Below are 23,114 nucleotides of genomic sequence, written 5' to 3'. Positions count from 1 at the left end.
AATTACTAAAGTATGAAGAACGGCATGAGCCGGTGTTCATCGGGCGAATCTGCGGGGCTATGCTGGGGCCGGTTTCCGAGGAAGCGAGCCATGATCCAGGCAATTCCCCACCGGACCGCGCCGACACCGTCCCACGCAATCCCTGCGAGCCAGGCGGATGTCACCGTCATCATCCCCACGCATCAACGGCCCGAACTGCTGCGGCGGGCCCTGGCCAGCGTGGTGCGGCAGACCTACCGCAAGCTGGAGGTGATCGTCGTCTCGGACGGCGACGACTGCGGCGAAACCCAGGCTGTGGTGGCGGAATTCTCCGATCCGAGGCTGCACCTGGCGCCGCTCTGGGTGCGCAGAGGGGCGGCGCAAGCACGAAACATCGGAGTGCGCCTTGCGACCACACCCTGGATTGCACTCTTGGACGACGACGACGAGTGGATGCCGGAAAAGCTTGCGTTGCAGATGGAAGCGGCGCGGGCAGCGCGCGTTCCCTTCCCCGTGGTCTCATGCCGCAGTGTCGTGCGAGGGAGCACGTTTGCGTGGATCTCCCCGGAGCATGTGCTTCGGCCAGGCGAGGCGATCAGTGAGTTCCTCTTCTGCCGCAGGCGACTCGTCGACGGAGCACGGTACATGCAGACATCGTCCCTGCTGATGCCACGCGAACTGATGCTCACGCTGCCTTTCCGTCCGCACCTGCGCCGTCATCAGGACTGGGACTGGCTGCTGCGGGCGGCGGGACAGCCGGGCGTGAGCTTTCACATGATGCCCCAGGCGCTTAGCGTCTTCCATGTAGAAGATGGGCGCACCAGCGTAGGGCGCGGCCAGGACTGGGAGTTTTCGCGCGCATGGGCCACCGAGATGCGGCGTAGCTTCACGCCGCGCGCGTATTCGTTCTTTCTGGCAACGGAATGCGCCTCGCGAGCGGCGAAGAGCCGGGCAGGATGGAAGGTTTACACGGAGATTGCGCGCGAGTCCGTTGCGTACGGGAAGCCGACTGCACGTTCGCTGCTGTTGCTCGCGGGATTTCTATTGATTCCCCACACCGCAAGGCAGTGGTTACGCCGGCGGGCACGAGGTCTGCAGACACGAACATCGCATCCTCCGGCAACTCACGCGTTCCCGACCTGACGTGCGGCGTCGCGTTCCGGCCAAAGTTTCTATCCCCCTACCCCACCCGCGAAGGAGACGCCCGATGCCGATCAGCGAATACACACGGAACTACGTCGAGGAGTCAAAGCAGGTTCGCGCCCTGCTGAGCCTCGAGGCGATTGAAGAGGTCGTCCAGGTTCTTCACCGGACACGCGACCGTGGTGGCCGTTTGTTCTTCCTCGGTGTCGGCGGCAGCGCGGCAAACGCCAGCCATGCGGCCGCAGATTTCCGCAAGATTGGGGGCTTTGAGGCGTACTCGGTCTCGGATAACGTGGCCGAACTGACCGCGCGGGCCAACGATGAAAGCTGGCTGCGCGCCTATGCCGGCTGGCTTACAGGCAGCCGCCTGCGGGCGTCCGACACGCTCTTCGTGCTCTCTGTGGGCGGCGGTGACGAAGAGGCGGGCCTGAGCCTGAACATCATCGAGGCTCTGCGGCTCGGCCAGCAACGGGGAGCGAGCATCGTCGGCATCGTTGGACGGCAGGGCGGGTATACGGCGCGGGTGGCTGATGCCTTCGTCCTGGTGCCTACGGTCTCTGAAAACGCGGTGACGGCGCATGCCGAATCGGCGCAGGCCGACCTGTGGCACCTCATGGTGAACCATCCGCAGCTCAAGCGGAACGAGCCGCAATGGGAGAAGACATGCATGGTCTCCGGAGAGCGGTCTTTCTCGATCGCGACGGCGTAATCAACCATAATGTCTGGAATCCGGAGAGCGGCGCGTTCGAAGCGCCGCTTCGGCCTGCACAGTTTGCTTTGATACCGGGCGTGACGCGAGCGCTACGGCAGTTGGCGCATGCAGGCTACCTGCTTTTCCTGGTCTCAAATCAGCCGAATTATGCAAAAGGCAAAGCCGAGATCGACGATCCGGCGGTCATTCATCGGCTGCTGATGCGGCAGATGAAGCGCGCCGGTATTTCCTTCACCGGCTGCTTCTATTGTTTCCATCATCCTGAAGGCGTTCGAGGATATGGAGGCACGTGCCTGTGCCGAAAGCCCTCACCTTATTTCCTGCTGATGGCCGGACGCAGCTTCGATCTACACCTGGCCGAGTCCTGGATGGTCGGGGACCGGGCCACGGACGTAGCATGTGGCCATGCTGCCGGCACACGCACCATCTTCGTGGGCAGTGGCCATTCCTGCGAACCGCAGCCTCATGCCCGCGCCCGCGATCTGGGCGAAGCGGCGAAGCTGATTCTGCATAACGATACCGTGCGGACTACCACGGATCGAGTGTTGAACGGCGGCCTCGCGATGCCAGCGCGGGTGGCACCTGATCTCCGCTGATAAGCACGGTGCTGTCGATGCGTGAATCGGGCAATGAGATTGCGGAAATATCGATGCTGTATTCGGCAGCCTGCGCATCGCGGAAAAACATCTCGACGGTTTCAAGGGAATACCGCTCCAGGCTCTTGCCTGCAAGCGAGAGCTTTGCGAGCAGATCCGGAGGCATGGTGACGATATCGCAGCCTGCTTCGCGAGCCTGATGCAGGTTGAAGACCTCGCGGGGACTCGCCCAGAGCAGCTGCGCGCAGGTGTGAGTATGGAGCAGGTTCGCGGCGCGGCGCATCATCGGCACAGGGTCAATGCCAGTGTCCGCGACGCGTCCGGCGAACACGGAGACAATGGCCGGGGCCTGAGGCGGTAGCACGTCGAGAACGCGGTGCACCTGGTCGAGGGTGAGAATCGCGGTGACGTTCACCGTGATTCCGGCGAGCGCAAGACGGCGAATGAGAGCGCCGAGGAATCGCCCGGCTCGATCTGTAACAGGAATCTTTACGTTCACGTTCGGAGACCATTGCGCGATGGCGTAAGCCTGCGCCTCCATGCCCGCCTCATCGTCCGCGAATACCTCGAAGGAGACCGGAAGATGTGGGACCAAGCAAAGCAGGGCGCGGGCAAAAGCTTCGTAATCGCTGATGCCGGCCTTGCGCATCAGCGTCGGGTTCGTCGTGAATCCCTGCACCAGAGGATTCGCCGAGAGAACACGGATGCTTTCGAGATCCGCAGCATCGCAGAAGATACGGATACTACGCTGACCGGTAAATGGCATAAAGCCTCCTAAGTTCGTTTGGTGAATGCGCCCTTCCGGGTGAATGGCACGGTGTAACGGCAAACACGCTGACGCCACAGCTGGACGAGGATCGTCGCAGCAAAGCGCGGATTGCCCAGCAGGTACCGGCGTCCCAGGCGGCGCGGTTCGCGAATCAGGCGATAGAGCCACTCAAGGCCGAGATTGTGCGTCCACCGAGGAGCGCGATTGCGCAGCCCGGCGCAGGTGTCGAGAGCCGCCCCCACACTGATGACGGCCCCGATCGGCAGGGTGAGACAGTGCTTTCGCATCCATATCTCCTGCCGTGGAGCACCAAAGGCGACACAGAGCAGATCGGGATGCGCGTGGGTAAGCATGGCGCGAATGAACGCGACCTCTTCTGGGTCCGTCTCGAATCGAAGAGGAGGACAATAGCAGCCGGCGATCGCAAGGCCCGGATAACGCTGTTGCAGGATGGTGGCGGAACGCGCCGCCGCACCGGGAAGACCGCCGAGAAAGAAGACCTTCCGCTTCTGCCTGGCACATGCGGCGCATAGCGCTTCCATCAGATCGCCGCCGGTGACACGCTCCGGCATCGGACATCCGAGGAGGCGCGCAGCCCACACGACCGAAATGCCATCGGGAACACAGAGATCGGCGGAGCGAAGCGCGGAGGCAAAGGCTTCGTTCCGGGAAGCCAGGTTCACCAGTTGCGCATTCGGCCCCATGATCAGCAGCGGCGTACGCTCGCGGCGCTGAAGCGCGGCCATCACCCAGTCGACGGCCGCAGGGAGTGTGAAGCTATCGACAAATACACGCCCCACCTGCGCGCGGCGCGGGCGTGTGGTCTTTGCTACGGGAGGCTGCATCAGGACCATAGCAGCTCCGTGCGCTCGTGAAAGAGGTGCGGCGGAAGGCCGTTGGCGATTCGCGGCGGTGTGAAGTATTCATCGCGCATGCGCCGCCACACATAACCGGGTGAAGCCAGGCAGGAGGCACCGAAATGACGGCCTGCACGCAGAAACTCGCGGCCGGCGAGAGCCATATTGCAGATCCGCAGTTGCTCCTTGGCCTCACGTTCCCGCTGCGGCAGCAATTGCTGGAGAGCGGCGCGCACCGCCTCGATGGAACGCGGCTCCCGCCTTGAGAGATGCGAGAGGAGAAGGTACTGCACGTAGAGACCGGCAATCATCTGCTCGGCAAGATGGCGTGAGCTGACGCTGCCGGCATTCTGGCGAAATCCGACAAGGACTTCCGGAATGCAGCAGACATCGGTCCATAGAGCCATGCGCCACCACAGGTCGGCATCTTCGTTGTGCAGGCCGATGCGATAGCCGCCGCAGGCCAGGGTGCTCCGCACATTCAGCGCAGCACTCGAATGGCAGATCGCAAGCAGATAGCCTGACCGGACGATGGCACGCAGCTCTTCCGGAGAGCCGCGCGTGCTGCGGAAGCAGCCCATGGCGCGGCCTCGCGGATGATAGTTCGCGAAGGAATAAAACATGCCTGCGTCCGGTTGTCGTGCAATCGCATCGCGCAGGCGGGCTATCCGATGAGGATGGGCAATGTCGTCCGCATCCTGACGTACAAGCCATGGAGTCTCACACTCCAGCAGCATGCGATTGAGCGTGCGGGCTACGCCCTGCCCTTCCTGTTCGATAACACGCAGGCGCGGATGACGAAGAGAGCGTAGGTAAGCGCCGCTCTCGTCACTGCCGCCGTCGACGATGGCGAGGATGTGAAAGTTGGGATCACTCTGCGCCAAGAGGCTCTGCATGCACTCGGCCAGCAGCGGCATGGCGTTTCGCACGGGCAGACCGACGGTGAGCTGGCCACTCTGCATGGGAGCCTCCCAACCACAGCACGGAAAGCTTTGGCCGGAAGCACGCGCGGCGTCAATCGCAAACTTCGCGACACAATAACTTCCGTAATTTGACTTACGTAATTTGTGGCCTGCGAATTTTGCGTGCTACGTTCACCCACGTTTCTTCCTGACTGCTGTGATTTTCACGCACGCTGAGCCCGGTAGTGCACGGGTAGCAGGCAGCCAGAGGAGGTGTCGAGCCATGCTCTCCGCGCACACCGAGTCTTCATCATGGACAGAAGCCACGCCCGGCTTTCGTATGCGACGCTATTGCATCATCGGCGGCGCGGGATTCATCGGAAGCCATTTCGTCGATCGCCTGCTGTCGGAAGAGAGCACGGAGTCCGTCACGGTGTTCGATAACTTCCGGACCGGCAGGCACTGGCACCTTCAGCAGCATCTCGATGGCGGGAATCCGCGCTTTCAACTGCTGCGCGGCGAAGTACACGATGCGCCATTACTGCGGCAGGCGATGGAAGAGCACGACGTCGTGATTCACCTGGCCTCCAATGCCGACATCGCCCGTGCCGCACGCGAGCCTGAGATCGATTTCCGTGAAGGAACAGAACTCACGCAGCGCGTTGTGGAGACGGCGCGGCAATGCGGAGTGCCGCGTCTGCTGTATGCCTCAGGCAGCGGCGTTTATGGCGATGCCGGCACGCGCGTCCTGCGCGAGGAGGATGCATCCCTCGCTCCGGCCTCCACCTACGGCGCAAGCAAGATTGCCGGTGAGGCGCTGATCGCCAGCTATTGCGCGATGTTCGACATGACGGCATGCGCCTTCCGCTTCGCCAACGTTGTGGGTGCAAGGCAGACACATGGGGTCGGCTACGACTTCCTGCGCCGTCTGCAGCAGGACCCTGCGCAGCTGCGCGTGCTGGGCGACGGGCGCCAGAGCAAGAGCTATGTCCATGTATCGGATGTGGTAGAGGCGGTGCTGCTAGCCGAGGCGCGGTCGAGCGAACGCTACGCCGTCTTCAATGTTTCGCCGGAAGACGGAATCACCGTGACCGAGATCGCAGAGATGGCCGCCAAAGCACTGGGCGCGCGGCCGTCGCTCACCTACACAGGCGGCGATCGGGGATGGAAAGGCGATGTGCCAGTGGTACGCCTGGACTGCACGAAGCTGCGGAATCTCGGCTGGAGATCGAAGCACACCAGCTGGGAGGCGATACAGAAATCACTCGAGGAGATGCTTGCGGATGAACGCACAGCCGTGGTCTGAAGGATTGCCTCCGGTGGCGATCCTCGCCGGCGGCCTGGGAACACGAATGCATCCGGCAACGGAGAGCCTACCGAAGGCGATGCTGCCGGTTGCGGGCGAGCCGTTTCTCGGGCATCAGCTGCGTGGACTGGCACGGCGCGGCATCACCGATGCCGTACTTTGCTGCGGTCACCTTTCCGAGCCGATCGTACGCTATGCCGGAAACGGCAGCGATTTCGGTTTGCGGGTGCGCTATTCGCATGACGGCCCGGCGCCACTGGGCACCGGCGGAGCACTGCGCAAATCGCTGCCCCTGCTGGGCGAAGAGTTCTTTGTGCTCTACGGCGACAGCTATCTCGAAGCAGACTTCTCCGCAATCTACAGGGCTTTCCTGCAGAGCCGGCTGCCGGCCTTGATGACCATCTTCAATAACCGCGGGCGCTGGGATGTAAGCAATGTGAAGCTGCACGATGGACTGGTCGCGCAGTACGGCCACGGTGTATCCGCAGATATGGAGTACATCGACTACGGGCTGAGCCTCTTCACCGCGGATCCGTTTCGAGCGTGGCCGGCTGAAGCCACATTTCCTCTGACGGAAATACAGCGCATGCTGGCCGCGAACAGGCAGATGGCTGCCTTCGAAGTCACAGAACGGTTCTACGAGATTGGCTCGCCGCGCGGGCTGGCAGAGACGGATCTTTATCTGCGCACGTACCCGCATGGGCGAAGGGAGGTCGCGCCGTGATTATGACACGGACACCGTTACGTATTTCGATCGGAGGCGGAGGAACGGATCTGCCTTCGTACTATCAGCGCTTCGGGGGGTTCGTGATTTCCGGCGCAATTACCAAATACATCTACCTCACCGCCAACCGAAGCTTCAGGCACGGCTACCTGCTGCGCTACTCGGTGAACGAACATGTGGCAGAGGTCAGCGAGATTCATAACCCTCTGCTGCGCCAGGCGATCGAGATGCTCGGCGTGCAGGAGCCGCTGGAGATCGTGAGCATTGGTGATGTCCCCGCGGGAACCGGGCTGGGACCCTCGGGAGCCTTTGTGGTTGGACTCGTGCACCTGCTACACGCATACAAGCGGGAGCCTGTCACTCCGGAACTGCTGGCACGCCTGGCCATCGAGATTGAAATGGTGCGGCTGCGCGAGCCTGTCGGCAAACAGGATCAATACATTGCGGCCTACGGCGGCCTGCTGTGCCAGCACTATCATCCCGATGGAACCGTAAAGCTCGAACAACTGGCCATGAGCGACGAGGCGCTGCGCGAGTTTCACGATTCGCTCATGCTGTTCTTCGCCGGCGATACGAGGCAGGCGTCCTCGATCCTGAGAGAGCAGCAGCAGCGCACCGACGAGGCCGATCCTGAGATGCTGGCGGGACTGCACTTCGCACGTGAACTGGGGCTGGAGATTCGCAGCGTGCTCGAAGCCGGAAAGGTGGCGGAGTTCGGCCCGCTGATGCATGAGCACTGGCTACGCAAGCGGGCTCGCGGCAAAAGCATGAGCAATGAGCGGGTCGATGCACTCTATGAAGCCGCCCGCAGCCGGGGTGGCGCGCGCGGCGGCAAGCTTGTCGGGGCAGGCGGCTGCGGCTTTCTTCTCTTTCAGACCTTTGACCGGAGACGTCTGCGAGAGTGCATGCGGGAAGCGGGCGCGGAGGAGATGGATTTCCAGTTCGACTTCGACGGCTCCGTCGTACACACGAGAAGCGCATGAGAGAGCAGGGATGGATGGCGGGCCGTCCGCTCGAGCTCAGCGAGCTGTACATGCATCCCCGGCGCGAGTGGACACTGCTCGACGTATGGAAGGCCATGCAGCGCCGCAAGGCATGGCTTTACTGGTCCGTGGGAGCGATGCTCGCGCTGGCGACAGCCTATTGCCTGCTCGCGACACCGCGCTTCGAGGCTACGGGTGAGATCGAGGTGCAGCGCGAATCCCCGGCTGCCTTCGGACTTGAGAGTTCGGTCAACGGAGAGAACGCGCAGGCCGATGCGGATTCTCTCGACTACAGCATGACGCTTGAGACCGAGGCGAAGATCCTCGAGTCGCCGACGCTTGCCCTCAAGGTCATGCGCGACGTGGGGCTCGAAACCACGCACGACTACTTTCCGCAACACACGAGCGGCTGGCATCCCCCCGCATGGCTGTTCTTCTGGCGAAAGCCACTGGAGCCGATGAACATCCGGCTCGAAGATGCACCGAACCGGCGATACACCGCGCTCAAGACCTTCACCAGCCATCTGAAGGTGAAGGCACAGGCAGGCACACGGCTCATCGACGTGAGTTACTCGAATCCCGACCCCTATCTGGCGACGGAAGTCGTGAATCGCCTGTTGCTGGCGCTCACGGAGTACACCTACCAGGCGCGCTTCGAGGCGACGGCACAGGCTTCGGACTGGCTGGCGGGGCAGCTCAAAGGACTGCGCGCGCAGACGCAGACCCTCGAGGCGCGTGCCGACCGTCTCCAGCGCGATACCGGCATCTATGGGGACGACGCGGGGCACAACATCGTGCTCGACCGGCTGACGGCGCTCAACCAGCGGCTGGCGGCAGCGGAGACCAACCGCATCCTGATGCAGGCGGTGGAGCAGGCTGCATCGGGCGGTGATCCCGAGTTGCTGCCCGCACTCACCGGCAGCGGCGGCAATGGCGCACCCGGCTATGGCCCGCAGCTGACGGTGGTCCAGGCGCTGCGCACACGCGAGGCAGAGCTCGAGGCGGAGATTGCGGAGAACGATGCGCGGTACGGTCCGTCGCATCCCCGCATGGCAGAGCTGCAGGCCGAGCTCGGCGGCGTGCAAAAGTCCATTCGCGATGAGGCCGCGCGCATGGACCAGCGAGCGAAGACGGATTTACAGATTGCCGTGGCCAGCGAGAATGCCGCGCGCGACGCATTCGATAAGCAAAGGTCGCTGGCCGACGCTGTGAGCAGCCGCGCGGTCACGTATCAACTGGCGCGGCAGGAGGCTGACAGCAGCCGGACGGTCTACGACAGCCTGCTCGCAAAGCTGAAGCAGGCTGGCGTGCTCGAAGGCCTGCGCTCCACCAATCTGACTGTCGTGGCCCCGGCGCAGGTTCCTCCAACACATCGTCCAAGCAGCCCGCGCACCGTGCTGATCTACGCAGGAGCGCTGATGGGGGGCCTGATGCTGGGGTGTGCCGGAGGCTGGACGGCAGAGCGCTTCGACCCCTCGGTGCGATCGCTCAATCAACTGGAGCAGGAAGCCGGTGCGCCGCTGCTGGGCGTTCTCCCGGACTTCGGAAGCCTACGGGGGACATTCCGACGCGGCGGAAGGGTCAGGCCTGGCGATGCGGGCGAATCTCAGCCCTCGCCGTTATTTCTTACGCAGACCGATGTGCCTGACCGCATCCGGCTTGGCCTCTTCCTCGAAGCACTGCGGGCGATGCGAACCTCCCTGCTACGGCTGCGCGGTGGGCGGCGATCTCAGGTTGTGCTCATCTCCAGCGCAGTGGCGGGTGAGGGCAAGAGCACGATCGCCGCAAACCTTGCCGGCATGATGGCTCAACTCGGCAAACGAGTGCTCCTGGTAGACGCCGACCTGCGCCGTCCCGACATCCATCGCGAGCTGGGAGTCGTCTCTGGGCCCGGCCTGGAGAGTGCACTGGACGAAGGCAGCCGGCCGGTGATCCGGCGATATCCCGGCCTGCCCCAGCTCTCCGTCCTGTGCGGCGATGCGGCGGCATCCACGCCCGCGGAGCTGCTGGCCTCGGAGCGCATGCACGACCTGCTGAAGGACTGGCGGCTGGACTACGACGTGGTTCTGCTCGACAGCCCTCCGGTGCTTTCGGCCACCGATGCGGCTCTGCTCGCGCAGATGAGCGATGTGACGATCCTGGTGGCGCGGCACGGCTCGACGGCGCATCAGGCCGTACGACGCTCGCTGGCCGTGCTGCAGGAGCACATCCCTGAAGGCGGCACGCTGCGCGTGGTGCTGAACGGCATCATGCATGCCTCGCACGATTTTCGCGATTATTACGGACTCATCGGCGGAAGGAGCGCTTAGAGCGAGTATGCGCACGGCACGGCAAACTTGGTTAATTCTCGTGGCGGTACTGCTTGTTTCGGCGACGGGTGCCGGAATTGCGCAGAACATGCCCGCTACCGCGACTTCGACACTCCTCGCGCCTACGAGCCTGCCGAAGCAGGCGGACGGCGAGGAGAGCCTGCGCATCGGGCCCGGCGATCTGCTGGCGATAACGGTGTTGCGCGAGCCGGAGATGGACCGGCGCGTTCGCGTCCGGGACTCGGGGGAAATCGATATCCCGCTGGCCGGGCAGGTGCGCGTGAGCGGTCTGACACCGGATGAAGCGGGCAACGCTATCGCGCACCGGCTTGAAGCAGGAGGCTATCTGCGCCATCCCGAAGTCTCCGTGCTGGTGCAGGAGTTTGCGACGCAGCAGGTCGCGGTGCTTGGCCAGGTCGCGCGCCCAGGAACCTACCTATTGCCGTCGCCGCGCACATTGCTGGATGTACTGGCAATGTCGGGAGGCCTTACCGACGCGGCCGACCGGCACCTGATGATCGAGCACAGCGATGGCCGAACCCCGGCCCAGGTCTTTCTCTCGAATCAGGCAGCGGATGCGCTCGAGGCCAACGTGCAGATCCGCGCCGGAGACCGGATCGTCGTCCCGAAAGCGGGAATTGTTTATGTGCTGGGAGATGTGGGCAGGCCCGGCGGCTACCTCATGCAGAACGAATCGCGCATCACCATGCTGCAGGCCATAGCGATGGCCGGTGGCGCGAACCACACCGCCTCTGAAGAACACGTACGGCTGGTGCGCAATCATGACGGGGACATCGACGAGGAAGAGATTCCGCTCAAGGAAATGGAGCGGGGCGAGGTCCCGGACCTGTTGTTGCAGGCAAACGATGTCGTGTACGTGCCCTTCCACCTGGGCAAGCACATCCTGATGGGCGCCACCGCGATCGTGGCTTCGGCGAGCTCGGCCGCGATCTATGCCAGCCATTAGCGGGAACACAGCGCTCGCGATGGACGGCTCGCCCGGGCTGGAGGAAATTCTGTGCGCTGCCCTGCTGGCGTTCTTTGCCGTACAGGGCGCAGTGCCGTTCATCGCGCCAAACCAGGCCCTCGAAACAACCGGGCAGGCTGCGTCCGGAGTGATGTTCTGGGGCGGCATCCTGAGCCAGGGCGCCGTCTACGGCAGTATCGCGATGCTGCTCCTGCTGGACCTGCGGCGGGTTGTCCGCTGGGTCGGCGCCATGCAGTGGACGCTGGGACTGGCGCTGCTGGCGATCGCCTCCTCCGCATGGTCCCAGTTCCCCACCTATACCTTGCGACGCTCCGTACCCTTTGCGATGGCGGGGCTCTTTGGATTATGGTTCGCCGTGCGCTTCCCTGTGCACCGGCAGCTCGCCATTCTGCGTGTGAGCATGATGGGGCTCGCCCTGGCGACGATTGTCATGGTGGCTCTGGCGCCGGGAATGGCGCTCGACCGCTCGACCGGGCACGCCACGGACTGGCAGGGGGTCTTCACCTCTAAAAACGCCTGCGGACGAATCATGGTATTGGCGACTGCGGTAGTTCTCGGTGAGGACCGGGGCTTTCTGCGCAGTTTGCCGGCCATGCTTCTCTTCCTGTTTGTGATGGCCATGAGCGGTTCACGCGGAGCATGGGTCGTGGAAGCGCTCACCCTGGCGGTTTATGCCATCGTGAGATGGATGCTGGCGACAACCCCGCGAAGCCGCATTCTGCTGGGCATGATTCTCGGGACGACCGCTGCGGTCGCGGCAGGAGTGCTCGCGCTGCACTGGCGGGACGGTATGGCACTCCTTGGCCGGGACTCTACCCTGAGCGGGAGAACGCAGATCTGGGCGCAGGTTTGGCCCTTCGTGCGCGAGCATCCCCTTTTGGGATGGGGGTACGCGGGATTCTGGCGGGGGTTGCAGGGAGAAGCGTTTCGGGTCGTGGCCGCGGTCCGCTTTATCGTCTATCATGCCCATAACGGATTTCTGGAGATCGCGCTGGAGCTGGGTACCGTTGGCCTCGCCATCTTCCTCTGCAGCTACGCTCGCGCCTGGCTGATACTCGGATCCAGAATTCAGAGGGCGGACGGACGACGGCAGATCTGGTTTCTTCTCCTGCTGCTGTTGGTCGGGCTTTATGACCTGGATGAGAATACATTACTCATTTACAACGGTTTGTTCTGGGTCATTTACGTTACAGTTTTGAGTGACCTGGAATTGCTGCGGTGCGAAGATCGATTGGCAGGAGTTGTTTCCTCCGCACGCGCAGCAAAGGCCAATTTGCGCATGGCACGCCGCACGAGAGTCACACAGGGATAGAGATTGAAACGCGTTCTTATCTACAGAACTGACCTGCTGCCACCGTCCGAGACGTTCATCACGAATCAGACCGCTTCCCTCAAGCGGTACACCCCCTGGTTTGCCGGATTGCGCCGCAATGAACAGGGCCTGACGCTGGACGCGGCCAGAGTGCTGTCGGTCACCAGCAGCAACAACTTCCAGGACAAGCTGATCCGGCGCGCCTACCTGCTCAGCCGCGTGTCCCCGAGCTTTCACCGGCGGCTGCAGGAGATCGCCCCATCCCTGATCCACGCGCACTTCGCGCCGGACGGAAGCCTCGCCGTCAAGGTGCAGAAGCTCCTCGGCGTACCGCTGATCGTGACGCTCCATGGCTTCGATGTGACCAATGGCGACCATGCCTTTCGCGATTCCCTCTTCGGCCGGATGTATCTAAGCCGGCGCGCCGAGCTGTGGCGCAGGGCCTCGCTATTCGTTTGCGTTTCGGAGCACATCCGGCAGATCGCGCTGGAGCGCGGATTTCCCGAAGAGAAGCTGGTTGTGCACCGCATTGGCATCGATCTGGCCCGCTTCCTCCCGGCGGAAAAGCAGGAACCGATCGTTTTATTTGTCGGCCGCATGGTCGAAAAGAAGGGCGCGATCCACCTTATTCGCGCGATGCAGGGCGTGCAGGCCCGCCTGCCACATGCACGGCTGGTGCTGCTGGGAGACGGCCCTCTCCGCGCGCAACTGGAAGAAGAAGCACGCACGCTGGGGGTCAGGGCGGAGTTTCTCGGCATGCAACCGCATGATGAGGTCCGCAGCTGGATGCAGAGAGCCCAGGTTTTGGGAGCACCGAGCATCGTGGGGCGCAACGGCGACTCCGAGGGGCTGCCTACGGTAATGTGCGAAGCGCAGGCGATGGGATTGCCTGTTGTGTCATTCCAGGGGCCCGGCGTCGACGAGGCGGTCGTCCATGGAGAAACGGCATTGCTGGCTCCTCCGGGAGATGAGCGTGCCCTGGGCGAGGCCATCGAGCGGCTGTTGAGCGACCGGGAGCTGCTGATCCAGTTCGGCGAAGCGGGACAACGCCGCGCCGCCGAGTTCTTCGACATCCAGCGGCAAACGGCTCTGCTTGAAGACATCTACGATCGCGTGGTCGAGGCTACCGCCCGGCGAATTGCCTAGAGCCTGTTACGCCACCGGCTGAGACAGCAGGAACCGCTCAAACACCTCATTCGACAGCATTCTTCCCTTTGGCGTCAGTGCGATCCGCTCTCCGCGCCTGACCAGCAGCGACTCGGCTTCCAGCCCTTCAAGCACCGGAGACAAGGGTGCAAGTGCAGCGGTCCCGAACTCTGCTTCCAGATCTGGCAGAGATATGCCGCGATTGAGCCGCAGCCCGAGAAACCACGCTTCTTCCAGCTCCTCTTCACGGGTCAGCGGGTGCGCATCGTCCCAGGCCGCGCCTTCCAGAAAACGCGGCAGGTCGTCGGTCGCCGCAAAGCGCACAACCCGGCCTTCGGCATCGCGAAGCATGGAGTGAGCGTCGAGTCCTAAACCGAGGTAAGGCCTGCGCTGCCAGTATTTGAGGTTATGTATGGACTCGTGGCCGGGACGAGCGAAGTTCGAAATCTCATATTGAGGGAGGCCAGCAGATTCGAGCATCAAGGCTCCTTCGAGATACATCCTGGTAATCGCCTCGTCGGACGGCACCTGCGGAGCGTAGTAGCGGAGGCCGCCGTTTTCGATCTCGCGGCCGAGACGCGAATCTTCGTCGACTTCGAGCATGTAGAGGCTTGCATGATCGACGCCGGACCCGATGAGGACTTCCATGGATTCGCGCCACGAGGCCGCTGTCTGTCCCGGCAGGCCGGCGATGAGGTCGAGGCTGATGCGCGCTATGCCTGCGCGGCGGACGCGAGCGACATCCTCAAGCGCCATGACGCGGGTGTGCAGGCGGCCGGTGTGCTTTGCCTCGTCATCGATAAAAGATTGCACTCCGAAGCTCAGGCGATTGACACCGGCCGCAGCCATGGCCGCGAGGGTCTCGTCTTCGAGCTGGCCCGGAGCGCATTCGACCGTGATCTCGGATGCGGGCAGGAGTTCAAACTCGCGGCGCAGCATCGCAAAGAGGCGCTCGACCTGCGCGGCGGAGAGGAGCGACGGTGTGCCGCCTCCTAAATAGATAGAATCGGCCTGCGCTGGCAGAGCTTTTCGCCAGGGCGCAGACTCGCGGGCAACGCGGAGATCCGCTTCGAGACGATCGAGATAGCGATCCATCTGCGAGAGCGGAAAGACACCGGAGGCAAAGTTGCAGTAGGTGCACTTGGACCGGCAGAAAGGAATCGAGATGTAGAGTCCGACAGGGTCCATGCCAACTCTTATTTTCCCACGCTACACTTTCGCCATGCGATTTCTTGCCACGGCTCTCATGCTCTGCGGTTCTCTGCCCCTTGCTCCGTCTCTCCCGGCACAGGAGGCAATGCCGGTTTTTCATCCTCACGATGTTGTCCTGTTCCAGGGCGATTCCATCACCGATGGCGGCCGCTGGATCGGCAGCCAGGACCTGAACCACACCATGGGTCAGAGCTATCCCTATCTCATCGCGGCACAGGTGGGAGAAGAATTCCCTGAGCGCGACTTGACCTTCCTCAATCGCGGCATCAGCGGCAGCCGGGTCATCGATCTGGAAAAGCACTGGCAGACCGACACACTGAATCTGAAGCCTAATCTGCTCAGCATCCTCGTCGGCATCAATGACTTCGTCATACCCGGTGAGACCATCGAACAGTACGAGACGACCTATGACCACCTGATCAGCGAGACGCTCACTGCGCTGCCGGGCATCAAAATCGTGCTCGGCGAGCCGTTCCTGATGCCGGTGGGCAAGCATCACGATGACTACGCCGCTGAGCTGGCGGAGGTGAAAAAGCGGCAGGATATCGTCGCGAAGCTTGCGGCGAAGTATCACCTGCCGGAAGTCATGTATCAGGACGTGCTGAATGCCGCCTGCAAGCGCGCACCGGCCATCTATTGGAGCTGGGACGGCGTGCATGAGACTTACGCCGGGCACGAACTCATGGCGAAGGCGTGGCTCGAAACGGTAAATGCTTTCTGGCCTAAAGGATAACTGTCTCGAACCCGATCTTCCGGAATCGTCCGGCGAGGTCGGCACATCCTAATCCCGGTAGACTGGATGTGGCGGGTGCATGGCGGAAGAGAATAAGAAAAAGCAGGCGCAGCAGCAGGATGATGAAGTAGTCGGCAAGGCGTACGATGCCCGGCTGATGCGGCGGCTGTTGAAGTATCTGTATCCATACAAGTGGGCGGCCGCGATCTCGGTCATCGCGATTGTGATCAAGGCCGTCTGCGATGTACTGGGACCGTACCTGATGGAAGTAGCGATCGATCGCTATATGACCGGGCATGCGGGCGCGGCAGGCACAAAGAGCGCGTTCCTTGCGCGCTGGCTGAGCAGCGATGCGGCCACCGGTATTACGCAGGTGGCGATGATCTACCTCGGAGCGCTGCTGCTGAGCTACATCCTGGAGTTTATCCAGACCTACCTGATGCAGTGGACCGGCCAGAAGATCATGTTCGACATGCGGAAGCAGATCTTCGGCCATCTGCAATCGATGCATGTCGGTTTCTACGACCGCAATCCGGTAGGCAGGCTTGTCACGCGGCTCACCAGCGACGTGGACGCGCTGAACGAGATGTTCACCTCCGGTGTCTTCGCCATCTTTGAAGACATCTTTGTGCTGGCCGGCATCGTTTTTGTGATGCTACGCATGAAGTGGTGGCTGGCGCTTCTCACGTTTGCCGTGCTGCCCATGATCCTGGTGGCTACGCGCATCTTCCGCAAATACGTGCGTGATTCCTATCGCCGCATCCGTGCCGCGATTGCAAAGATCAATAGCTTTACGCAGGAGCACGTCTCCGGCATGAGCCTGGTGCAGCTCTTCAATCGCCAGGACCGCGCCTTCCGCGACTTCGAAGCGGTGAACCGCACGCACATGGAGGCCTTCAAGGATTCGATCCTGGCCTACGCGCTCTACTATCCCGCGGTTGAAATCTTCAGCTCGGTGGCGATCGCACTGGTGATCTGGGTTGGCGGACGCGGCGTCCTCCGCGAGGCGGTGACGGTGGGCATCCTGGTCGCGTTCATCCAGTATGCGCAGCGCTTCTTCCGTCCGATCCAGGACCTGAGCGAGAAGTACAACATCCTGCAGGCGGCGATGGCAGCGAGCGAGCGCGTCTTCAAGCTGCTCGACACCGCGCCGGAGATTGTTTCTCCCGCGCATCCGAAGCAGGGAGACAATTCAGGATCGATCGAATTCCGCGGCGTTTGGTTTACCTATCAGCACCTGACGGACGAGCAGGCCGCGAAGATCGCGACGGCGAGCGAACAAGAACTCGCGGCAATGGACGAGATCGAGTGGATCCTGCGCGGCGTTTCCTTCTCCGTGCAGCCGGGCGAGACTGCGGCGATCGTAGGTCATACGGGCGCGGGTAAATCGACCATTATCAGCCTGGCCATGCGCTTCTACGATGTGCAGCGCGGCGCGGTGCTGGTGGATGGGCTCGATGTACGCGAGCACGAACTGCGCACTCTGCGCGAGCATTTCGGCGTAGTGCTGCAGGACCCGGTGCTCTTCAGCGGAACGATTGCCGACAACATCCGGCTCGGGACCATGCGCATCACCGACGAGCAGATGCGCGTAGCTGCCGAGCAGGTGAATGTGCATGACTTTATCCAGTCGCTCCCCCATCAGTATGAAGAGCAGCTGCGCGAGCGTGGCAACTCCCTCTCGACCGGACAGAAGCAGCTTGTCAACTTTGCGCGTGCGCTGGCGCATGATCCGCGCGTGCTGATCCTCGACGAGGCGACTTCCTCCGTGGACACAGACACGGAGATCCGTGTGCGTATCGCTCTCGAGCGCATGATCGAAGGGCGAACCTCGATCGTGATCGCGCATCGCCTCTCGACCGTGCAGCGGGCGGACGTGATTCTGGTGATGCACAAGGGACAGCTGCGCGAAATGGGCACGCACCAGGAACTGCTGGCACAGCACGGTCTCTACTGGAAGCTTTACCGGCTGCAGTACCGGGACCAGGAACTGGGCCTGCCTGCGGAGGGCCTGACACCGACCCTCGCGGCAGGCGCAAACTGAAGCAGCCCATAGCCGGCGCTGAATCCCCACACTGCGTTTTTGAATCCTATCGAGGATGAATCGTTCGTGGCTCTTCCTCCTCCCGCTCGGCGTGTGCCTGATCGGTGCACGTCTCCCGGCGCAGGAAATTTCAACCGACCGCACCGTGGGGCAGCTTGAAGTAGTAGCCAAGCTCAATTCCGGGCCGATGCCCACGGGCGTTACCGTCTCCAGACAGGGACGCATCTTCTTCAATTTCCCTCACTGGGGCGATAAGGTCGATGCGACTGTCGTCGAGTGGAAGGATGGGCACGCGGTTCCCTTCCCCGCCGGACTGCCGCAATCCGGAAACGTCGATCCTGCGAAGAAGCTGATGTCCGTGCAGAGCGTTGTCGTGGACGCGAAGGACCATCTCTGGATCCTCGACACCGGACGCGTGGAGGGAGCACCGGCTCCTCTGGGAGGAGCGAAGCTGGTAGAAGTGAACCTGTTCAGCAATTCCGTGGAGCGAACCATCGTCTTTCCCCGCGAAGTAGCCCCGGCGGATTCCTACATGAACGACGTGCGCCTCGATGACGTGCGCGACCGCGCATACATCACCGATTCTTCAGAGACAACGCACGGACTGATCGTCGTGGACCTGAAAAGCGGCAAGAGCTGGAAGCGGCTGACCCACGACCATTCGACGGAAGCCGATTCCACCTTTCAGCCATTTCTCGAAGGGCAGGCCCTCCTGACTCAAGGGGCTGACGGCAAGCCCGCAAAGCCCAGGGACGCGGCCGATGGCATCGCTCTCAGCGGCGACCACACCTATCTCTACTACTGTCCGATCTTCAGCCGCCACCTCTACCGTGTACCGGCAGAACTGCTGGCGAATCCGGAGGTGGACGATGCGAAGCTGGCGAAGGCCGTCGAAGACATGGGCGACAAGGGGATGTCGGATGGCATGGAGGCGGACGCCGAGGGCCACGTGTACTTCGGCGATCTGGAAAATGATTCGATCCGGCGCTGGTCGCCGGCAGGCGGCTTTGAACTGATTGCACACGACCCTCGCATTCTGTGGCCGGACACGCTATCGCTGGCAAACAACGGATATCTCTACTTCACCGCCAACCAGTTGCATCGCATGCCAAAGTTTCATCACGGCCACGACGAGCGGGTAAAACCCTATGTGCTTTTTCGCATCAGGGTCAATGGACATCCTGTTTCGTAAGCCCGTCCCTGGGACGGACATTTTCATAGTTCTGCATATGTTAAGGAGTTTGCATCATGGATCTCGGACTTAAAGGAAAGCGCGCACTCGTCACCGGATCGACGGCTGGCATCGGGCTGGCGATCGCGAAGGAACTCGCTGCCGAAGGCGCAACGGTGTGGGTGAATGGCCGCACGCAGGCGCGTGTGGACGAGGCTCTGACACAGGTAAAGGGCGATGCAAAGGGCGTCGTCGCCGATCTGGCAACCGCGGAGGGCGCGAAGAAACTCTTCACCGAAGTGAAAGACATCGACATCCTGGTAAACAACCTCGGGATCTTCGAGAACAAGCCTTTTCTCGAGATTGAGGACTCTGAGTGGCTGCGGTTTCTCGAGACGAACGTGCTCAGCGGCGCGCGGGTGACGCGGCAGTATCTGCCGGGCATGCTCGAGCGCAAGTGGGGACGCGTGCTCTTCATCTCGAGCGAAAGCGGTATTCACATTCCCAACGAGATGGTGCACTACGGGGTCACGAAGGCTGCGCAGATCGCACTCGCCCGCGGCATTGCAGAGACGATTCCCGGCAGTGGTGTAACGGTGAACAGCCTGCTTCCCGGCCCCACGGAGACCGAAGGCGTAACCGCGATCATTCAGAAGATGGCGAAGGAAAAAGGGATCAGTGAGGAGCAGGTAGAGCGCGAGTTTATCCGCGACGTGCGTCCCACGAGCCTGAACAAGCGCCTCGCCAAGGTGGAAGAGGTCGCGGCCATGGCCGTCTACCTGTGCAGCGAGCGCGCCAGCGCCACCAACGGAGCGCCTGTGCGCGTGGATGGCGGCGTAGTAAAGACCGCTTACTAAGCGCATAGCCATAGCAAGGAGACAAGAAGGATGACGAAAGTAGCGTTTCTCGGCCTTGGCGCGATGGGCTCGCGCATGGCGAAGAATATTCTCGAAGCAGGCTTTGAACTGACGGTATGGAATCGCACCGCCTCTGCCGCCGATGCGCTGGTGAAAGCGGGTGCGCAGCTGGCTGACTCGCCGAAGAGCGCGGCGCTGGGCGCGGATATCGTAATCGCCATGGTTACAGATGACGCAGTTTCCGCCGATGTCTGGGCCAACGAAACGCATGGGGCGCTGACCGGCATGAAGTCCGACGCGGTTGCGGTGGAAATGAGCACGCTCACGCCCGCGTGGGTTGCGGAGCTGAAGACCAGGGCTGCGGCTCGCGGCGTGGCGCTGGTGGATGCTCCGGTTTCGGGCTCTCTTCCTCAGGCCGATGGAAAGCAGCTGGTCGTGATGGCCGGCGGCGATGCGGAAGCCTTCGAGAAGGTAAAGCCGGTGCTCTCGGCAACCGGTCCCACGCATCACATCGGTGCGAGCGGACAGGGCGCGGCGTTGAAGCTGGCGGTCAACGCGCTGATGGGAATCCAGATCACGGCGTGGGCGGAGATGCTGAGCTATCTCGGCAAGCAGGGCCTGGAGGTAACGAAGACCCTGGACCTGCTGGCGACGATGCCAGTATGCAGCCCGGTAGCCGCGGGCATGTCCAGGCTGATGGTGGCACAGGATTTCGCTCCGCGCTTCACCAATGCCCTGCTGGCCAAGGACTTCCGCTACCTGCAGGAGACGGCCAGGGACAGCGAAACGCCGATCGCCGATGCCGCTGCATCGATCTTCGAACGTGCGGCCGAGGAGATGGGCAAGGAAAATGTAACCGCGGTGATTCGTTTTTACGAATAGCTGCAGATCGCCGGAACGAGAAGAAACGCCCGATGCTCACATCGGGCGTTTCTTCTTTGGGGCTTTACGACAACACCGCATCCGTTGGCGTGTAGATCTGAACGCGATCACGGCCTGCCGCTTTCGCCTGATAGAGTGCGACGTCGGCTTCCTGCAACAATTGCTGCGCGCCGATAGGACGCCGCATCGAACTGCAGGCCACGCCGAAGCTCGCGGTCACGCGATGGTCTCCATCCGGCGTGAAGCTGGGCCACTCCCGCAGCTTGCGGCAAAGCTCCTCGACGAGGTTGCCGGCGACCGAAATATCAGCGTGCGGAAAAAGCAGAACGAACTCCTCTCCGCCCAGCCGCGCCAGGGTGTCGGTCTGGCGGATGCGCCCGGTGAGGAATGTCGCCACGCCGTAGAGGATGGCATCGCCAACCGCGTGGCCGTGACGGTCATTGATGGCCTTGAAGTAGTCGAGATCAAGAATGACAAGGGTGAGCGGCGAGCCAAAGCGCTGCGAGCGTGCGAGTTCACGGGTAAGCGCCTGATCGAGCCCGCGGCGGTTGAGGATGCCGGTAAGCGGATCGATGATGCTCTGATGGAGCAGGTGGCCTTCTGTGCGCGCCTGCAACATCCAGAGAAAGCAGAGCGGCATCAGCGACACATTGACGATATACGTCACGGCACTGATGATCTGCAGCCGGGGCGTAGTCACATCAGGATCGCCATGCAGGATAAAGGCGACGCAGAAGCGCGCCAGTTCGACAAAGATGAACACGATAAAGAATCCGCCGAGCAGGATACGGGGGGCGCGGGTTGCAGCCTCGCGATTGGCAAAGAGAATCCATGCGGCGATGATCGATTCCAGCGCGATCAGCAGATCCCCGAGGGCATCGCTCCAGATCGTCGTGGGCCGGTGCATCCATGCCAGAAACAGCGGGAATGAAAGCACGATGAAGGCCATCGAGAGCCAGATTTCGGTGTTTCTGCGGCGGGTAAAAAAGACAAACGCGACGTTTAGCAGCGCATAGGAGAAAGGCATCATCTCCTGGTTCAGCGCGTGGCTCACCCAGAAAGGAAGATGCGCGGCCGAGAGGTCGATGACAGCGCCTGCGGAGTTCGCAAGGAACACATAGAGGAGCCACCTCCGCATCGGGTCACTCCATCGCTGGAAGGCCAGCACTCCGAAGACGACCGTGAAGCAAAGCAGCTGAACATCCTGAATCAGCAGCGTGGCATCAAGAAACATTTTCTGAACATACTAACTGTTCCGGGAAGGCATAGGCATCAATCCTGCGCCTTGGTAGTGGGTCAGTTTGAAAAAGGAAGTATTTGATACGAAAAACGGATAGAGGGAAAAGCAAAATGCCCAATGAATCGCGAACTATCCCCGGTATGGCCAAGGAATCGAATGGCCGGAAGGGCAACGTAAATCTTCTCCGTGCCAGAATTGCTCGATTTCTCTCTTCTCCTCGGTCGTCCTACCGTCATTCCAAGTTACGAGTACTGGTGCTTGAAATTCGTTGTTTTCCCCTGCGCATTTTAAAAGCGCTAAACACTCCGTATCTTCAATATGGCTACACGACATATCGACCATCTTCGGATCGTAGTATGGGGAGTTTTCTAGAGGAGAGTAAATATCAGCATGCTTGCATAGATCACATACAAGAATGGCAGCGTAGAAATCATTGGGCCTCGCCGATGGATTTGCAAACTGCCGCTCATATGTATCGCGCCGGAGCATTATGGGCGTTTGACAATGCCTGCAAGGGAACGCCAGACATGGAAATGAATCGGTCTGAGACATAGTGTGATCCTCGAAGAACCTCAGGCTAATTCTTCAAAGACAAGCCAATCTGAATCTTTTCGCATGACAATCATTCGACTGGAGTCGCTAGAGAATATGGAATCCACAACGTCAAAGTCTTTAAATGAATGCGGTGTCGAACCAACAAGTCCCACAACAGATGCGGATTCATCGACTTCATACACCCGTACATTGGGGAGCCGGTCGACTGTTTTCCCTGACACGATGACAGTTACATCCAAACGTCTTTTTGAGTTCTTCCATGTCGAGAATTGGGAAAATGCTTCGGAAGAAGAGATCATGTTCATTGCAGCCCTCCGGTTTCGCTTGATTGGGAATATGAAGGAGCTTACGCAAAAGGCTAACGGGAGACTTGACGCTATCGCTCGTAAGATTTTATCCGCAGTCTGCGATGGTTAACGGCAAGCGAGGGTTTTCAATCGGAACATTTCCATTTCTACGTGGAGGGGTCGCCAAATACTTCGCGATCCATTTTCTGGCGAAATTCCCAGTCCTCGCGCTCGTGGGCATGATTTACGACATTGAAGTCGTTGTGAAGGCACTCAATCTGTTTCTTGATCGCGGCAAGTGCAGCAGAACAGGATTGGATGGAAAACCATATTAGTATCAATAGGATGCCGCTCGCTTCGTTTGCAAAATGAGCAATGTGGTGGATGATACTCACGATTTCCTCTCC

At 61.3% G+C, this 23,114-nt stretch carries 22 protein-coding genes; 15 read left to right on the top strand and 7 right to left on the bottom strand.

Annotated elements, in window-relative coordinates; all coding sequences use genetic code 11:
• Positions 1–90: 90 nt before the first annotated feature.
• The 3 genes from QM649_RS05575 (at position 91) to QM649_RS05565 (ending at position 2,430) form a co-directional block, all read left to right on the top strand.
• The gene (locus QM649_RS05575; RefSeq protein ID WP_415198031.1) at positions 91–1,122 is read left to right on the top strand and encodes a glycosyltransferase family 2 protein; all 1,032 of its coding nucleotides are present in this window, start codon (positions 91–93) and stop codon (positions 1,120–1,122) included.
• Between the two features lie 64 nt (positions 1,123–1,186).
• The gene (locus QM649_RS05570) at positions 1,187–1,831 is read left to right on the top strand and encodes an SIS domain-containing protein (protein ID WP_415198030.1); all 645 of its coding nucleotides are present in this window, start codon (positions 1,187–1,189) and stop codon (positions 1,829–1,831) included.
• Positions 1,786–2,430, top strand: a complete 645-nt coding sequence (locus QM649_RS05565) for a D-glycero-alpha-D-manno-heptose-1,7-bisphosphate 7-phosphatase (protein WP_415198029.1) — start codon at positions 1,786–1,788, stop codon at positions 2,428–2,430. Before QM649_RS05570 ends, QM649_RS05565 begins: the two co-directional genes overlap by 46 nt.
• On the opposite strand, the gene QM649_RS05560 is transcribed toward QM649_RS05565, so the two are convergent.
• The 3 genes from QM649_RS05560 to QM649_RS05550 are packed head-to-tail and all read right to left on the bottom strand — an operon-like array spanning position 2,363 to position 5,018.
• On the bottom strand, positions 2,363–3,196 hold the full coding sequence (locus tag QM649_RS05560) for a transaldolase (protein WP_415198028.1): 834 nt from the start codon (positions 3,194–3,196) through the stop codon (positions 2,363–2,365). The two genes, QM649_RS05565 and QM649_RS05560, sit on opposite strands and share 68 nt — an antisense overlap.
• 8 nt (positions 3,197–3,204) lie before the next feature.
• Complete coding sequence (locus QM649_RS05555) at positions 3,205–4,044, bottom strand: WecB/TagA/CpsF family glycosyltransferase (protein ID WP_415198027.1); 840 nt, start codon at positions 4,042–4,044, stop codon at positions 3,205–3,207.
• On the bottom strand, positions 4,044–5,018 hold the full coding sequence (locus tag QM649_RS05550; protein WP_415198026.1) for a glycosyltransferase family 2 protein: 975 nt from the start codon (positions 5,016–5,018) through the stop codon (positions 4,044–4,046). Before QM649_RS05550 ends, QM649_RS05555 begins: the two co-directional genes overlap by 1 nt.
• Positions 5,019–5,241: 223 nt before the next feature.
• On the opposite strand from QM649_RS05550, the gene QM649_RS05545 reads away from it, so the two are divergent.
• The 7 genes from QM649_RS05545 to QM649_RS05515 are packed head-to-tail and all read left to right on the top strand — an operon-like array spanning position 5,242 to position 13,726.
• The gene (locus tag QM649_RS05545) at positions 5,242–6,264 is read left to right on the top strand and encodes an NAD-dependent epimerase/dehydratase family protein (protein ID WP_415198025.1); all 1,023 of its coding nucleotides are present in this window, start codon (positions 5,242–5,244) and stop codon (positions 6,262–6,264) included.
• Complete coding sequence (locus QM649_RS05540; protein ID WP_415198024.1) at positions 6,242–6,988, top strand: nucleotidyltransferase family protein; 747 nt, start codon at positions 6,242–6,244, stop codon at positions 6,986–6,988. The genes QM649_RS05545 and QM649_RS05540 overlap by 23 nt, the downstream gene beginning before the upstream one ends.
• Positions 6,989–6,990: 2 nt before the next feature.
• Positions 6,991–7,971 (top strand): galactokinase, encoded by a 981-nt coding sequence (locus QM649_RS05535; RefSeq protein WP_415198023.1) that lies wholly within the window; start codon positions 6,991–6,993, stop codon positions 7,969–7,971.
• Positions 7,968–10,280 carry a GumC family protein gene (locus tag QM649_RS05530; RefSeq protein ID WP_415198022.1) on the top strand — a complete coding sequence of 771 codons (2,313 nt, stop codon included), beginning with the start codon at positions 7,968–7,970 and terminating at the stop codon, positions 10,278–10,280. Before QM649_RS05535 ends, QM649_RS05530 begins: the two co-directional genes overlap by 4 nt.
• A 40-nt stretch (positions 10,281–10,320) precedes the next feature.
• The gene (locus QM649_RS05525; RefSeq protein ID WP_415198021.1) at positions 10,321–11,247 is read left to right on the top strand and encodes a polysaccharide biosynthesis/export family protein; all 927 of its coding nucleotides are present in this window, start codon (positions 10,321–10,323) and stop codon (positions 11,245–11,247) included.
• A 19-nt stretch (positions 11,248–11,266) separates the two neighbouring features.
• The gene (locus QM649_RS05520) at positions 11,267–12,580 is read left to right on the top strand and encodes an O-antigen ligase family protein (RefSeq protein ID WP_415198020.1); all 1,314 of its coding nucleotides are present in this window, start codon (positions 11,267–11,269) and stop codon (positions 12,578–12,580) included.
• Positions 12,581–12,583: 3 nt separating this feature from the next.
• Positions 12,584–13,726 (top strand): glycosyltransferase, encoded by a 1,143-nt coding sequence (locus QM649_RS05515; protein WP_415198019.1) that lies wholly within the window; start codon positions 12,584–12,586, stop codon positions 13,724–13,726.
• A 6-nt stretch (positions 13,727–13,732) separates the two neighbouring features.
• Here QM649_RS05515 and hemW read toward each other — a convergent pair whose 3' ends face one another.
• Positions 13,733–14,914 (bottom strand): radical SAM family heme chaperone HemW, encoded by a 1,182-nt coding sequence (gene hemW / locus QM649_RS05510; RefSeq protein ID WP_415198018.1) that lies wholly within the window; start codon positions 14,912–14,914, stop codon positions 13,733–13,735.
• A 109-nt stretch (positions 14,915–15,023) separates the two neighbouring features.
• Between hemW and QM649_RS05505 the strand changes: the two genes are divergently transcribed.
• The 5 genes from QM649_RS05505 (at position 15,024) to QM649_RS05485 (ending at position 20,625) form a co-directional block, all read left to right on the top strand.
• Entirely contained in the window at positions 15,024–15,671 is a 648-nt protein-coding gene (locus QM649_RS05505) for an SGNH/GDSL hydrolase family protein (RefSeq protein WP_415198017.1), read from the top strand.
• A gap of 79 nt (positions 15,672–15,750) precedes the next feature.
• Positions 15,751–17,715, top strand: a complete 1,965-nt coding sequence (locus QM649_RS05500) for an ABC transporter ATP-binding protein (RefSeq protein ID WP_415198016.1) — start codon at positions 15,751–15,753, stop codon at positions 17,713–17,715.
• Between the two features lie 55 nt (positions 17,716–17,770).
• The gene (locus QM649_RS05495; protein WP_415198015.1) at positions 17,771–18,907 is read left to right on the top strand and encodes an L-dopachrome tautomerase-related protein; all 1,137 of its coding nucleotides are present in this window, start codon (positions 17,771–17,773) and stop codon (positions 18,905–18,907) included.
• Positions 18,908–18,963: 56 nt separating this feature from the next.
• Entirely contained in the window at positions 18,964–19,743 is a 780-nt protein-coding gene (locus QM649_RS05490) for an SDR family NAD(P)-dependent oxidoreductase (protein ID WP_415198014.1), read from the top strand.
• A 30-nt stretch (positions 19,744–19,773) separates the two neighbouring features.
• Complete coding sequence (locus tag QM649_RS05485; protein WP_415198013.1) at positions 19,774–20,625, top strand: NAD(P)-dependent oxidoreductase; 852 nt, start codon at positions 19,774–19,776, stop codon at positions 20,623–20,625.
• Positions 20,626–20,689: 64 nt separating this feature from the next.
• On the opposite strand, the gene QM649_RS05480 is transcribed toward QM649_RS05485, so the two are convergent.
• From QM649_RS05480 to QM649_RS05470, 3 genes are all read right to left on the bottom strand, one after another.
• Positions 20,690–21,859, bottom strand: a complete 1,170-nt coding sequence (locus QM649_RS05480) for a GGDEF domain-containing protein (protein ID WP_415198012.1) — start codon at positions 21,857–21,859, stop codon at positions 20,690–20,692.
• A 578-nt stretch (positions 21,860–22,437) separates the two neighbouring features.
• Positions 22,438–22,725 (bottom strand): hypothetical protein, encoded by a 288-nt coding sequence (locus QM649_RS05475; RefSeq protein WP_415198011.1) that lies wholly within the window; start codon positions 22,723–22,725, stop codon positions 22,438–22,440.
• Between the two features lie 149 nt (positions 22,726–22,874).
• The gene (locus QM649_RS05470) at positions 22,875–23,102 is read right to left on the bottom strand and encodes a hypothetical protein (protein WP_415198010.1); all 228 of its coding nucleotides are present in this window, start codon (positions 23,100–23,102) and stop codon (positions 22,875–22,877) included.
• Between the last annotated feature and the right edge of the window lie 12 nt (positions 23,103–23,114).

It is taken from the genome of Silvibacterium sp., assembly GCF_047605705.1.
In the GTDB taxonomy this organism is placed as follows: Bacteria; Acidobacteriota; Terriglobia; order Terriglobales; family Acidobacteriaceae; genus Silvibacterium.
Note: the sequence above shows the minus strand (reverse complement) of the source record. Positions and strands in the feature narration are given on the sequence as shown.